We start from the raw sequence: 13574 nt of genomic DNA, 5'->3' as shown, positions 1-13574 counted from the left end.
CCCATGACCCGCACGCCCCTGCTGCTCGCCCTCGGCCTGTTGCCGATCCTCGCCACCACCGCCTGCAACGCGGCCGGCCCTGACGCGTCTGGCCAGAAGGCCCCGGCGACCGCCGCGGCCAGCGCAGACCAACGTCCCTTCACCGCCACCGAGGTCAGCCGGTTCGACCAGCCGTGGGCGATGACCTTCCTGCCCGATGGCAGCCTGCTGGTCACCGAAAAGCGCGGCAAGCTGCAGCACCTTGACCTGGCCAGCGGCCAGAAACATGAAATCACCGGTGTGCCGAAGGTCGCCTACGGCGGCCAGGGTGGGTTCGGTGACGTCATCCTGCATCCGGATTTCGCCCGCAACCGTGTGGTGTACGTCAGCTACGCCGAGGAAGGCACGCTGGACACGCGCGGCGCGGCCGTGGCCCGTGCCACCCTCGCCCTCGATGCCAACGGTGGCGGCCAGCTGAAGGACCTGAAGGTGATCTGGCGGCAGACGCCGAAGGTCAGTGGCGAAGGCCACTACGGCCACCGCCTGGCCTTCGGCCCGGACGGCAAGCTGTGGATCAGTTCGAGCGAACGGCAGAAGTTCGATCCTGCGCAGGACATGAGCGGCAACCTGGGCAAGATCATCCGCCTCAACGACGACGGCAGCCTGCCGGCCGACAATCCGTTCGCCTCGCAGGGCGGCGTGGCCGCGCAGGTGTGGTCGCTCGGCCACCGCAACGTGCTGGGCATCGCCTTCGATGCCAATGGCAAGCTGTGGGCGCAGGAGATGGGCCCGGCCGGCGGCGATGAGCTGAACCTGATCGTGCGCGGTGCCAACTACGGCTATCCGATCGTGTCCAACGGCGACCACTACGACGGCCGTCCGATTCCCGACCATGACACCCGCCCGGAGTTTGCCGCACCGAAGGTGACCTGGAACCCGGTGATTTCCCCGGCCGGCCTGATGTTCTACAGCGGCAGCCTGTTCCCGCAGTGGAAGGGCAGCGCCTTCATCGGCGGGCTGTCGTCCACCTCGCTGGTGCGGGTTGCCTTCGACGGCGACAGCGCGCGCGAGGCCGAACGCTTCAACATGGGCGAGCGCATCCGCGAAGTGGAACAGGGCCCGGACGGCGCGCTGTGGCTGCTGGAAGACGGCAGCAAGGCACGGCTGCTGAAGCTCACGCCGAAGGCCTGACGGCCGGGTGGTGCCGGCTGCTGGCCGGCACCTGCAGGAGCCCTGGTTGCCGGCCAGCGGCCGGCACTACCGATCTGGAACGGCCCTGCATACGGGGCCGTTTTCGTTACTGGATGGTGCCGACCTTCACCTCGGTGCGCGTGCAGGCCTTGTCCAGGCACTCGCCGGTCAGCCAGACCTGGCCATCGCCGATCATCACGCCCTGCTGGTTGACAAACACCGTGCCGAAGTCCTGCGCGGACACCGCCTTGACCACCGCCGGGGTGATGATCTTTTCGTAGTTGCGCTGGAATTCACCGGGCCCGGTGATCTTCCTGCCACCGCTGATGTTCAGCGGGAAACGCACTTCTTCAACCACCGCCGCGCGATCGCCACCGACCACTGCTGTCTTGAAGGCAGTGAATACTTTTTCATACTGCGCCGCATCGCCGAGCAGCGTCTCGATGCGCGCGCGGGCGTCGTCTGCCGCCGCAGGTGCTGCGGGGTTGGCAGCATCGGCCGGCGTCGCAGCCGCATCCTTGGCGTGCTCCGCCGCAGCCTGTGGCGCGGCGACCGCATCGGGCGTGGTGCTGGCGGCCGCTTCGGCCGGCGTCGCGCCCGTCATCGGCGGAGGCGCATCGGCGGCAGGTTCGGGCGGCGGTGCCGGCTGCGAGCACGCTGCCAGCAACAGGACAGGAACAAGGTAGGCCATCGTGCGCATGCGCGGTCTCCATCGGATCAGGCACCGATGGTAGCGCCGGGCGGTGCCCGGCGTGTTCGCCATGGGTGAGGACGCCGGGGATGGCCCGGCGCTACTCATTGCCAGTAGATCCACGCCATGCGTGGATGCTCTACCGATCAGGCCTTCAGCAGTTCGAACTGCACCGCGTCACCAGCCATCGACGAGGCGCACACCCACACGTCGAACAGGCCCGGCTCGGCACGCAGCACGCCGTCGCGGCCGGTGAATGCCAGCTGTTCACGGGTCAGGGTGAACACCACCTCGGCCGACTCGCCCGGCTGCAGGGCCACCTTGCGGAAGTCCTTCAGCTCGCGCACCGGCCGCACGCGGCTGGCCACGCGGTCGTGGATGTACAGCTGCACCACTTCCTCGCCGGCCACGCCGCCGGTATTGGTCAGCGTGGTGGTCACGGTCAGGGTGTCGTCCCAGCCGACGCGCGCAGTGCTCAGCTGCGGCACGCCGTAGGCGAAGGTGGTGTAGCCGATGCCATGGCCGAACGGGTACAACGGCTCGTTCGGAATCTCGCGCCAGCGTGCCTTGAATTCCGACATCGTCGGCAGTTCCGGGCGACCGGTGCGCGGGTGGTTGTAGAAGTACGGCTGCTGGCCGGACACCTGCGGGAAGCTGACCGGCAGGCGGCCGGAGGGGCTGTAATCGCCGAACAGCACATCGGCCACGGCATGGCCGGTCTGCGTGCCCAGGTACCAGGTGATCGCAACGGCATGCGCATTGCGCACGGCGCCCTGCAGGGCCAGCGCGCGACCATTGCGCAGCAGCACCACCAGCGGCTTGCCGGTCATCGCCACCGCTTCGGCCAGCGCCTGCTGTGCCGGCGGCAGGGTGATCTCCACGCGCGACTGCGCCTCGCCGCTGTAACGCTGCGGCTCGCCCAGCGCCAGCACCACCACGTCGGCGCGCAGCGCAGCGGCCACGGCCGCCTCGGTGCCACCGGCAATGGCGGCTTCCAGTTCGCATCCCGGCACCACTTCCAGCAGCGCGTCATCGCCGATGGCCGCGCGCACGCCGGTTTCCAGATCCACGTAGCGCTGCTTGTCGCCGAACAGCGTCCAGCAGCCTTCGATGTTGTCGCGGTCCTGCACGAACGGACCGATCAGCGCGATCTTCTGCCCGTTCTTCTGCAGCGGCAGCACGTTGTCGCGGTTGTTCAGCAGCACGATCGAACGGCGCGCGGCATCACGCGACAGTTCGTCATGGGCGGCGATATGGGAGGTATCAGCTTCGCGCGCCGGGTCCAGCGAACGGTACGGGTCGTCGAACAGGCCGATGGCTTCCTTCAGCCACAGGATGCGGCGCACGCCTTCATCCAGCACGCTCATCGGCACCTCGCCGCTCTCCACCAGGCCCGGCAGGTGCTCGGCGTAGAAGCCGCTCTGCATGCTCAGGTCCAGGCCGGCGGTGAACGCCTTGGCGGTAGCATCGCGGTCGTCGGCGGCATAACCGTGCGCGACCAGTTCCATGTCGGCGGTGTAGTCGGAGATCACCACGCCCGGGAACTTCCATTCACCGCGCAGGATGTCGGTCAGCAGCTCGGCGTTGGCGCTGGCCGGCACGCCGTTGATGTCGTTGAACGAGGACATCACGGTGATCGCGCCAGCGTCGAAGGCCGCCTTGAACGGCGGCAGGTGCACATCGCGCAGGGTCTGCGGCGAAATGTCCACCATGTTGTATTCCATGCCGGCCATCACCGCGCCATAGGCGGCGAAGTGCTTGGGCGTGGCCAGCAGCGAGTCGGCGGCCCGCAGGTCGCTGCCCTGGAAGCCACGCACGCGGGCAGCGGCGAAGGCACAGCCCAGTACCACGTCCTCACCGGCACCTTCGGCACCGCGGCCCCAGCGCTGGTCACGGGCGATGTCCACTGCCGGTGCGTAGGTCCAGTGCAGGCCGGCAGCGGTAGCTTCAACCGCAGTGGCGCGCGCGGTGCGCTCGGCCAGGTCCGGCTCGAAGCTGGCGGCCTCGCCCAGCGGAATCGGGAACACCGTGCGCATGCCGTGGATGACGTCGGCCGCCAGGATCACCGGGATGCCCAGGCGGCTCTCCTCGGTGGCGACCTGCTGGATGCGGCGGCCGAGCTCGGCGCCGACACCGTTGAACAGCGAGCCGACCTTGCCCTCGCGCACCTGCTGCAGCACCTGGTCGGCATTGCGCACGTTGGCTTCCGGGTTCACGTCCGGGGCGAACGGGCGGACCATGTCCGCGAAGACACCCAGCTGGCCGACTTTTTCCTCGACGGTCATCTGGGCAATGAGGGATTCGATGCGATCGGAGGCCACCGGCAGTCCTTGATGAAAACGTTTACAAGCCCGGCATTCTAGCGATCCCGGACGATTTGGCGAGAGGTTTCGTCATTCAGTTTCAGCCACCAGCCGGATCCGTACGGTCCGGCCGGCGGCATCGCAGCTTACTCCGAGCCGGCCAACTGGCGCTGCCCGGCCATCAACATCGCGTCGCTGGACGCCTGGAACACCCGCAGGCCAAAGGCCGGCAGGATCGCCAGCAGGTGGTCGAAGATGTCCGACTGCACCGCCTCGTATTCGCCCCAGGCGGTGCTGCGGGTGAAGCAGTACAGCTCCAGCGGCAGGCCTTCGGTGGTCGGCTGCAGCTGGCGCACCAGCAGGGTCATATCGGTATGGATGCCCGGGTGGCTGGCCAGATAACGCTCCACGTAGGCGCGGAAGGTGCCCAGGTTGGTCACCCGGCGGCTGTTGACCTCGGCCACGCCCTGCTCGCGCAGGCGCCCGTTCCACTGGCCCAGCTCCTGCTGCTTGCCGCGCAGGTAGTCGCCCAGCAGGGCGAACTGGCCGAGGAAGGCCAGGTCGTCCTCCTCCATGAAACGCACACTGTGCTGGTCCAGGAACAGCGCGCGCTTGATCCGGCGGCCACCGGCCTCCTGCATGCCGCGCCAGTTCTTGAACGACTCGGTCACCAGCTTCTTGGTCGGGATGGTGGTGATGGTCTTGTCGAAGTTCTGCACCGTCACCGTATGCAGGGCGATATCGATGACATCGCCGTCGGCATTCTGGCTGGGCATCTCGATCCAGTCGCCGATACGGATACGCCCATCACCACTGATCTGCACGCTGGCCACCAGCGACAGGATGGTGTCCTGGAAGATCAGCATCAGTACTGCGGTGGCCGCGCCCAGGCCGGTGACCAGGTAGCGCAGGTCGACACCGGCGAGGGTGGCAACGATCGACAGCCCGGCGATCACGAAGATGATGATCTTGGCGACCTGCAGGTACCCCTTGATCGGCTTGTTGCGCGCCTCGGGGCGACGTTCGTACAGGTCGTTGGCCGCATCCAGCGCATGCGACAGCGCCAGCACCACGGTCAGGATCGCCCACGCCTGGCAGGCACCGATGATGAAGCCGACCAGGCCCGGCGGCAGGTCCGGCACGATACGGATGCCCGAGGCGATCACCTGGCTGGGCACCACGTTGGACAGCCGCGAAATGACCCGCATCAGATGGCTGCCGCGGCCGGTATCGGCGCCGGGCATGCGGTTGAGCAGGCGACGCAGGCCGCGCAGCAGGATGCGCTTGGTCACCCAGTTGGCCAGGCCGGCGGCAACCAGCAGCGCCGAGATCATCAACGCCAGGTAGGCGCCAGGATAGGGTTCCAGTGTGTTCTGCAGCTTTTCCAGCCACTGTACCGCCACCACTGCGTCCACCATCGGTTGTCTCCTTCTTCATTGCTGTTGAGGTTGCCGGCCAGCGGCCGGCACTACCGGGGGTTGCCAGCCGACGGCCGGCACTACCGGCGTGTCAGTCCCGCGAGCGTTCGATGATCACGCCGACCGCACGTGCACCGCGCACCGCCCCGGGCTTGCTCAGCTTCAGGCGCAGCCACTTCACGTCGAACTCGTCCAGCACGATCTGCGCGCAGCGCTCGGCCAGGGTCTCCACCAGGCCGAACTCCGATTCGCGCACGAACTGCTCCAGGCGCTTGCTGACCGCCTTGTAGTTCAGGGTATGGGCAATGTCATCGCTGGCGGCCGGGCGACGGTTGTCGAACCCCATCTCCAGATCGAACACCAGGTCCTGGCGGATCCGCCGCTCCCAATCGTAGATGCCGATCAGGGCGTCGATCGTCAGCCCTTCGATGAAAACCTTGTCCATTGCGGTTACCAGCCGGAAAACAGGCGGCCATGGTAACGGGACGGCAGTGAGCCTGCCCGGAACGGAGGCGGGGCGCCGGGCATTCGCAAGGTCTGGAAAAGACAAAGGGCCCTGCTAGCGGGGCCCTTTGGTACTACCGTTTTGTCCCCGGGGGGAGCTTTCTCAAGCCGCGGGTCCCGGTGGCGCAGGCACTGAGGTTAGGCAAGGACCCAATCGCCGGTCAAGGCCAATTGCGACAAAGCAACTCACGGAATTCGTCCGAGCCGAAACACAGGAAATCAGGCACGCAGGCAACGGCGTTCCCCGATGGTGATCGCCGCCGTCTCTGGCCAGCATCGACCCTTCCTTCACCACCGCACATCACGATGGCTGCATACGATGCATTGAGGCGCGCTCTGTCAGCGGAGCGCCTGTCGACCTACGAGAGAATTGCATCGGCCTGCAGCCCAGGTGTCACCGCCGAATCCCTGTACCTGTGGAACATGCGGATGTGCGGTGCGCTGATGATGCCGGTGCATCTGTGCGAAGTGGTCATCCGCAACGCAGCCGCATCGGCGCTGGCCCGGCAACATGGGCCTCGATGGCCGTGGAATGATGCCTTCCGACGCAGGTTGCCGGCATCTTCATCCGCTTCGGCGAGAACCGCACTGGAACTGGTCACCGGCCGTACCACCGACACGCCCGAGATCGTCGCCAACCTGCCGATGGTTTTCTGGCAGCAGCTCTTCACCTGCCGCTTCGACGCTTCGCTGTGGATACCAGCACTCAGCGGTGTTCTACGCCATGCGCCTTCGGCCCATCCCAGTGTCACCAGGAAAGCCATCCACGCAGACATCGGACGCATCCGCCAACTGCGCAACCGCATCGCCCACCACGAACCGATCCTTGAGCGCGACATCGGCGCCGACCTGGCCGCGATCGGGCGGCTGATCCACGCCCGGTGCCCGCACACGCTGGCATGGCTGCAGCGCCATGAACGGGCCACCACGGTGCTGGCGGCCTCGCCGTTGGCAGGGCGTCCATAATGCGTCCGCCGGGCATGGCCCGGCGCTACCGGTTGCGGGGCTCACACCGCCGGCAGCGTCGCCATGTCCCAACGCGGGGTGACGTCCACCTTCGGGGGGCTGTGCTGGCCCGCCAGCAGGCGCAGCGCGCCGGCGAAGGCGATCATCGCGCCGTTGTCGGTGCACAACGCCGGCCGCGGGAAGCAGGCGCGGCCGCCGAGGCGCTCGGCCATCTGCTGCAGGCGGGCGCGCAGGCGCTTGTTCGCACCCACGCCGCCGGCCACCACGATCACATTGGTGCCGGCCGCTTCCAGCGCGCGTTCGCACTTGATGCACAGGGTCTCGACCACGGCGTCTTCAAAGCCACGGGCGATGTCGGCGCGGGTCTGTTCGCTCTGGTCGCTGTCGCGCCAGGCCATCAGGACCTGGGTCTTCAGGCCGGAGAAGCTGAAATCCAGGCCCGGGCGATCAGTCATCGGCCGCGTGAAGCGGTAGACGCCCGGCGTGCCCTGCTCGGCCAGCGCGGCCAGCTGCGGCCCGCCCGGGTACGGCAGGCCCATCATCTTGGCGCTCTTGTCGAAGGCTTCGCCTGCGGCGTCGTCCAGGGTTTCGCCCAGCAACCGGTACTGGCCGATGGCATCGACGGCCACCAGCTGGGTATGGCCACCGGACACCAGCAGCGCCACGAACGGGGCCTGCGGCGGATCGTCTTCCATCAGCGGCGCCAACAGGTGACCTTCCATGTGGTGCACGCCCACGGCGGGGACCTCCAGCGCCCAGGCCAGCGACCGGGCCACGCCGGCACCCACCAGCAGCGCCCCGACCAGGCCGGGGCCGGCGGTGTAGGCCACCCCGTCGATGTCGTTCACGCCAAGCCCGGCCTCGGCCAGCGTCTGCCGGATCAACGGCAGCAGCTTGCGCACGTGGTCACGGCTGGCCAGTTCAGGCACCACACCGCCGTACTCGGCGTGCAGGGCGATCTGGCTGTAGACCGCATGGGCGCGCAGGGCAGCGCTGCCGGCCAGGTCGGTGTCATACACCGCCACGCCGGTCTCGTCACAGGAAGATTCGATGCCAAGGACTCGCATGCCTGCTATTATGACGCCCCTGCCAACCCCTCGGGGAACTGGCAGGCCTCACTGCAATCCAACAACTTGCCCCTATTCAGGATTTGTGGCTTGCAGTTTGTTTATTCGCCACTATAATGTGCGGCTCGCCGGGCGTGACCCGGTTCTACTGTGTCCCGGAGATTCCATGCCCAGCGTCAAAGTCCGCGAGAACGAACCCTTTGAGTTTGCTCTTCGCCGCTTCAAGCGCACTTGCGAAAAGGCCGGTGTGCTGGCCGAAACCCGCAAGCGCGAGTTCTACGAAAAGCCGACCCAGGAGCGCAAGCGCAAGGCCGCCGCTGCTGTGAAGCGTCAGCTGCGCCGCTCGTCGCGCGACGTTACCAAGCGTCAGCGCCTGTACTGATCGGACGCATCTTCATTGCGGTGGGCATTCCCTGCCGCGATGGAGTCGAAGCCGGCACGCGCGAGCGTCGCCGGCTTTTTGCGTTTCCGGGCCCGGGCATCCGCCCTGCCCCACTACCACCACGAGGTTCGTCATGAGCATGAAGCAGCAGCTCACCGAAGACATGAAGGCCGCCATGAAGGGCGGCGAGAAGCACAAGCTGGGCGTCATCCGCCTGATCAACGCCGCCATCAAGCAGAAGGAAGTCGACGAGCGCATCGAGCTCGACGACACCGCCGTGATCGCGGTGCTCGACAAGATGGTCAAGCAGCGCAAGGACTCGGTCAGCCAGTTTGAAGCGGCCAACCGCGAAGACCTGGCGGCAATCGAGCGCGCCGAAATCGTGGTGATCGAAGCCTACCTGCCGGCCAAGATGGGCGAAGCCGAGATCGTCGCGGCCATCCAGGCGGCCATCGCCGAAACCGGCGCCAGCAGCGCGGCCGACATGGGCAAGCTGATGGGCGCGCTGAAGCCCAAGCTGGCCGGCCAGGCCGACATGGGCCTGGTATCCAAGCTGGTCAAGCAGGCGCTGTCGTAAGCAACGCCAGACCCGGGTCCCTTCCGCACTGCGAAGGGACTGCGGGACGCGCTCCTGCGCACCTGCTTCACCGCGTCTTCGACGTGGTGCTGCTACAACTCCGGCATGGTTGATCCAACGTCCCACGCCCCCGAAGACAGCGCGCCGCACGGCGGCCCCGCGTCCCTGCACAAGTACATCAAGCGCCTGCAGGACAGTTTCCCGATGGCCGTCGTCAAGCGCTTCGTCGAAATCGACGTGCTGACCCAGGCCGCCTCGGTTTCCTTCTATGCCCTGCTGTCGATGGCGCCGCTGCTGGTGCTGCTGCTGTGGCTGACCGCCTCGCTGTATCCGCCGGCACAGCAGGCCTTGGTCGACCAGATCAGCTCGGTGGCCGGCAGCAGTGCCGCGACTGTGGCCGAAACCGTGCTGAAGAATGCCGACAACCAGCCCGACGTCGGATCGCTGGCCGGGCTGTGGAGCACGCTGTTGCTGTTCGTTGGCGCCACTGCGGTGTTTGCCCAGTTGCAGAACGCACTGAACCTGATCTTCCGCACCAGCGGCGAACGCCTGGAGGGCATCAAGGCCTGGCTGCGCAAGCGCGTGTTCTCCTTCGGCGTGGTGCTGGCGCTGGGCTTCCTGCTGATCCTGTCGATGACCGCCACCACCGTGCTGCAGGTGGCCTTTGCGCAGCTGCCCTCGATCCTGCCGGCCATCGGCTACCTGACCAGCCTGCTGCTGTACGCGGTCGGCTTCGCCTTCATGTATCACTACCTGCCGGACCGGCGCGTGGCGTGGCGCCAGGCCTTCATCGGCGGCCTCATCACCTCGGCGCTGTTCGCACTCGGCCGCTATGGCATCGGCGTGTACATCGCCACCGTCGCACCGGGCAGCGCTTACGGCTCGATGGGTGCGCTGGTGATCTCGCTGGTCTGGATCTACTACGCCACCGTGGTCTTCTTCGTCGGCGCGCTGATGACCGCGGTGATCGATGAACGCCTGCGCGCACGCCATCATCTGCTGGCTGCCGGCATCGACCCTGGCACTGCGGCGAACGCGCCCGGGAACGTGGCCGGCAAGGGGTAAACTAGGGGGACTGACTTCCCCCCTTCCGCGTGGCTGCCGCCGCGCCCTGCCTCGTTGCCCATGGCCCGTATCCCCGACGCTTTCATCGACGACCTGCTGGCCCGCTCCGACATCGTCGAGGTGGTGGGCAGCCGCGTGCCGTTGAAGCGCCAGGGCAAGGAGTACGCCGCGCGCTGCCCGTTCCATGACGAACGCTCGGCCTCCTTCACCGTCTCGCCGACCAAGCAGTTCTATCACTGCTTCGGCTGCGGCGCGCACGGCACGGCCATCAGCTTCCTGATGAACTACGACCGCCTCGAATTCCTCGACGCGGTGGATGAACTGGCCAAGCGTGCCGGCATGGAAGTGCCGCGCAGCGAGAACCCGCGCAGCGCCCAGCAGCAGGATGATAGTCGCGAGCTGTATTCGGCGCTGGACGCGGCAACCAAGTTCTTCCAGAAGAACCTTGAGGGCAGCGAGAAAGCCCGCAGCTACCTCGATGGCCGCGGCGTGGATGAAGAGAACCGCGCACGCTTCCAGATCGGCTATGCGCCTGATGGCTACAGCGGCCTGCGCGACGCACTGGGCAAGGACGAGCGGCGGATGAAGCTGCTCGACCGCGCTGGCCTGTTCTCCAAGAACGACCGCGGCCACGTCTACGACAAGTTCCGCGACCGGGTGATGTTCCCGATCTTCGACCGCCGTGGCCGGGTGATCGCCTTCGGCGGGCGCGTGTTCGAGAAGGATGACGGCCCCAAGTACCTCAACTCGCCCGAGACCGCGCTGTTCCACAAGGGCCGCGAGCTGTACGGCCTGTGGCAGGTGCGCCAGGCCAACCAGAAGATCGAGCGCTTGATCGTGGTCGAGGGCTACATGGACGTGGTCTCGCTGTTCCAGTTCGGCGTCACCCAGGCGGTGGCGACGCTGGGCACGGCAACCACGCCGGACCACGCCGAACTGTTGTTCCGCAACGCGCCGGACGTGTTCTTCTGCTTCGACGGCGACGCCGCCGGCCGCCGCGCCGGCTGGAAGGCGCTGGAATCGGTGCTGCCACGCATGAAGGACGGCCGCCAGGCCTTCTTCCTGTTCCTGCCCGACGGCGAAGACCCGGACAGCATCGTGCGCAAGGAAGGCGCCGAGGCCTTCGACGAACGCTTGAAGCAGGCCACGCCGCTGTCGCAGTTCTTCTTCGACGAGCTGACCCGCGAGATCAACCTGGGCACGCTGGATGGCAAGGCACGGCTGGCCGAGCGCGCCAAGCCGATGCTGGCGCAGATTCCCGATGGTGCCTTCGGCGACCTGATGAAGCAGCAGTTGGCACAGCTGACCGGCCTGGGCGGCAACGCGCAGGCGGGCCGGCCGCAGATGCCGCAACGCGCCGCTCCGCGCACGATCCAGCCGGCGGCCAAGCGCAGCCTGGTGCGTGGCGCGATCGCCGTCCTGCTGCAGCAGCCGTCGCTGGCCCTGACCCTGGGCGGCAAGCACCACTTCCAGGGCCTGCGCCTGCCGGGCGTTGAGCTGCTGCTGGAATTGCTGGGGCTGGTCGAACAGCGCCCGGACATCAGTACCGGCGCCCTGCTGGAGCATTTCGACGGCCGCGAAGAACAGGCCTCGCTGCACACCTTGGCCGCGCAGACGCTGGCGGGCGATGAAGCGATGTGGACGGTGGAACTGCATGACGCGGTCGGCCAGCTGGAGAAGCAGCTGCTGTTCCAGCGGATCGACGACCTCAACGCCAAGCAGCGACAACAGGGTCTGGACGATACTGACAAGTACGAGATGCGCGAGCTGCTGAAGGCGCGCGCCAATCTGCGCCTGTAGCGGCAGAACACATCCCCGGAGAGAGCATGCTGCTGCGCCTGACCTGCCTGCTGTTGTTGTCGCTCTGCCCAATCCTGCCGGCCTGGGCTGCGGACCCTGTTCTTTCTGAAGTCCGCCCCGGCCTCTACGCCGGTGGCCAGCCCACGGCCGCGCAACTGCACGAACTGGCTGCCCAAGGCGTGCGCACGGTAATCGACCTGCGCCAACCCGATGAAGATCGCGGCTTCGATGAAACACGCGAGGCCGAAGCGCTCGGCCTGCGCTATGTGCGCATCCCGGTAGCCGGCGCCGAGGGCCTGGATGCCACCAACCTGCGCGCCGTGCACCAGGCGCTGCAGCAGAGCCAGGGGCCGGTGCTGCTGCACTGCGCTTCCGGCAACCGCGCCGGTGCCGTGCTCGGCCTGGTCAACGCACGCTACGAACACGCCAGCCCGGAACAGGCGCTGCAACTGGGCCAGCGAGCCGGCCTGAAGTCGTTGGAAGCGGCCACCCGCGAGCGTCTGGCGATCCCTTCTCCCACCCCCTGATTCCCGGGGTAATCCCCCCGCACCAAGGAGCCCATCCACCATGACCCGCTGGTGGTCGCGCCTGCGACCGGACAACTTCACCCTCGCCCTGCTGTGCACCGTCGGCCTGGCCTCGCTGCTGCCGATGAAAGGCGCCGCCGCCCTGGTGCTCGACGATGTCACCACCGTCGCCATCGCCGCGCTGTTCTTCCTGCACGGCGCGCGCCTGCCGCGCGAATCGATCATCGGCGGCATGCTGCACTGGCGCCTGCACCTGACGATCCTCGCCTGCACCTTCATCCTGTTCCCGCTGCTGGGGCTGTTGTTCAAGCCGTTGTCCGGCTGGCTGCTGACGCCTGAGCTGTACCTGGGCGTGCTGTTCCTGTGCACCCTGCCCTCCACCGTGCAGTCGTCCATCGCGTTCACCTCGATGGCGCGCGGCAACGTGCCGGCGGCCGTGTGCAGTGCTTCGCTGTCGAGCATCCTCGGCGTGTTCCTCACGCCCCTGCTGCTGACCGCGCTGGCCGGTACCTCCGGCGGCGTGCACGACCCGCTGCATGCCATCGGCGGCATCATGCTGCAGCTGCTGGTGCCTTTCGTGGCCGGCCACCTGCTGCGCCCGTGGATCGCCGGCTGGGTTGAGAGGCAGCGCGCGCTGCTGCGCTACACCGACCAGGCCACGATCCTGCTGGTGGTGTACTCGGCATTCGGCGAAGCGGTTACCGAGGGGTTGTGGAGCAAGACGCCGCTGCTGTCACTGTTCGCGGTGGCGGTGGTGGCGGCGGTACTGCTGGGCATCGCCATGCCGCTGATCACCTTCATCGCCCGCCGCCTGCGCTTCAACCGCGAAGACGAGATCGCCATCGTATTCTGCGGCTCGAAGAAGAGCCTGGCCACCGGCGTTCCGATCGCCAAGGTGCTGTTCGCTGGCGGCAGCCTCGGCGCGATCGTGCTGCCGGTGATGATCTATCACCAGATCCAGCTGATCGTCTGCGGGGTGATCGCGCAACGGTATGCCAAGCGCGCGCCCTGACCTGTGGAACAGCCATCCACGCATGGCGTGGATCTACTGTCGGCCGCGCCCACAAAAGTAGATCCACGCCATGCGTGGATGTTTCACAGGTA

At 67.1% G+C, this 13574-nt stretch carries 13 protein-coding genes; 8 read left to right on the top strand and 5 right to left on the bottom strand.

The annotated features are described in order from the left end of the window. Positions 1 to 3 precede the first annotated feature (3 nt). On the top strand, positions 4 to 1170 hold the full coding sequence (locus CLM74_RS01865) for a PQQ-dependent sugar dehydrogenase (RefSeq protein WP_025878249.1): 1167 nt from the start codon (positions 4 to 6) through the stop codon (positions 1168 to 1170). A 106-nt stretch (positions 1171 to 1276) separates the two neighbouring features. Here CLM74_RS01865 and CLM74_RS01860 read toward each other — a convergent pair whose 3' ends face one another. The 4 genes from CLM74_RS01860 to folB all read right to left on the bottom strand — a co-directional run bounded on the left by CLM74_RS01860 (position 1277) and on the right by folB (position 6027). Continuing rightward, a complete protein-coding gene (locus CLM74_RS01860) occupies positions 1277 to 1870 on the bottom strand; it encodes a hypothetical protein (protein WP_033830175.1) in 594 nt (197 codons plus the stop codon). A gap of 137 nt (positions 1871 to 2007) precedes the next feature. Then, positions 2008 to 4182 carry a glycoside hydrolase family 3 N-terminal domain-containing protein gene (locus CLM74_RS01855; protein WP_105163308.1) on the bottom strand — a complete coding sequence of 725 codons (2175 nt, stop codon included), beginning with the start codon at positions 4180 to 4182 and terminating at the stop codon, positions 2008 to 2010. A gap of 128 nt (positions 4183 to 4310) precedes the next feature. After that, entirely contained in the window at positions 4311 to 5582 is a 1272-nt protein-coding gene (locus tag CLM74_RS01850) for a mechanosensitive ion channel domain-containing protein (protein ID WP_105163307.1), read from the bottom strand. A 91-nt stretch (positions 5583 to 5673) separates the two neighbouring features. Then, complete coding sequence (folB, locus tag CLM74_RS01845) at positions 5674 to 6027, bottom strand: dihydroneopterin aldolase (RefSeq protein WP_025878255.1); 354 nt, start codon at positions 6025 to 6027, stop codon at positions 5674 to 5676. A gap of 365 nt (positions 6028 to 6392) precedes the next feature. Between folB and CLM74_RS01840 the strand changes: the two genes are divergently transcribed. Then, a complete protein-coding gene (locus CLM74_RS01840; protein ID WP_105163306.1) occupies positions 6393 to 7052 on the top strand; it encodes a hypothetical protein in 660 nt (219 codons plus the stop codon). A 41-nt stretch (positions 7053 to 7093) separates the two neighbouring features. Here CLM74_RS01840 and tsaD read toward each other — a convergent pair whose 3' ends face one another. Next, entirely contained in the window at positions 7094 to 8119 is a 1026-nt protein-coding gene (gene tsaD / locus CLM74_RS01835; protein ID WP_105163305.1) for a tRNA (adenosine(37)-N6)-threonylcarbamoyltransferase complex transferase subunit TsaD, read from the bottom strand. Positions 8120 to 8285: 166 nt separating this feature from the next. Between tsaD and rpsU the strand changes: the two genes are divergently transcribed. The 6 genes from rpsU (at position 8286) to CLM74_RS01805 (ending at position 13482) form a co-directional block, all read left to right on the top strand. Continuing rightward, positions 8286 to 8501 (top strand): 30S ribosomal protein S21, encoded by a 216-nt coding sequence (gene rpsU / locus CLM74_RS01830; protein WP_002808376.1) that lies wholly within the window; start codon positions 8286 to 8288, stop codon positions 8499 to 8501. Between the two features lie 133 nt (positions 8502 to 8634). Then, on the top strand, positions 8635 to 9078 hold the full coding sequence (locus tag CLM74_RS01825) for a GatB/YqeY domain-containing protein (protein ID WP_032975623.1): 444 nt from the start codon (positions 8635 to 8637) through the stop codon (positions 9076 to 9078). Positions 9079 to 9183: 105 nt separating this feature from the next. Continuing rightward, entirely contained in the window at positions 9184 to 10143 is a 960-nt protein-coding gene (locus CLM74_RS01820; RefSeq protein WP_059065748.1) for a YihY/virulence factor BrkB family protein, read from the top strand. 60 nt (positions 10144 to 10203) lie between these two features. Next, on the top strand, positions 10204 to 11943 hold the full coding sequence (dnaG, locus tag CLM74_RS01815; protein ID WP_025878279.1) for a DNA primase: 1740 nt from the start codon (positions 10204 to 10206) through the stop codon (positions 11941 to 11943). A gap of 26 nt (positions 11944 to 11969) precedes the next feature. Further along, positions 11970 to 12470: a protein tyrosine phosphatase family protein gene (locus CLM74_RS01810; RefSeq protein ID WP_105163304.1), complete on the top strand. Its 501-nt coding sequence runs from the start codon at positions 11970 to 11972 to the stop codon at positions 12468 to 12470. A gap of 40 nt (positions 12471 to 12510) precedes the next feature. Beyond that, positions 12511 to 13482, top strand: a complete 972-nt coding sequence (locus CLM74_RS01805) for a bile acid:sodium symporter family protein (protein WP_025878282.1) — start codon at positions 12511 to 12513, stop codon at positions 13480 to 13482. The last annotated feature ends 92 nt before the right edge of the window (positions 13483 to 13574 follow it).

Origin of the sequence: Stenotrophomonas sp. MYb57 (genome assembly GCF_002966815.1) — a bacterium.
Taxonomy (GTDB): Bacteria; Pseudomonadota; Gammaproteobacteria; order Xanthomonadales; family Xanthomonadaceae; genus Stenotrophomonas; species Stenotrophomonas indicatrix.
This window is presented reverse-complemented; position numbering and strand designations above follow the sequence as displayed.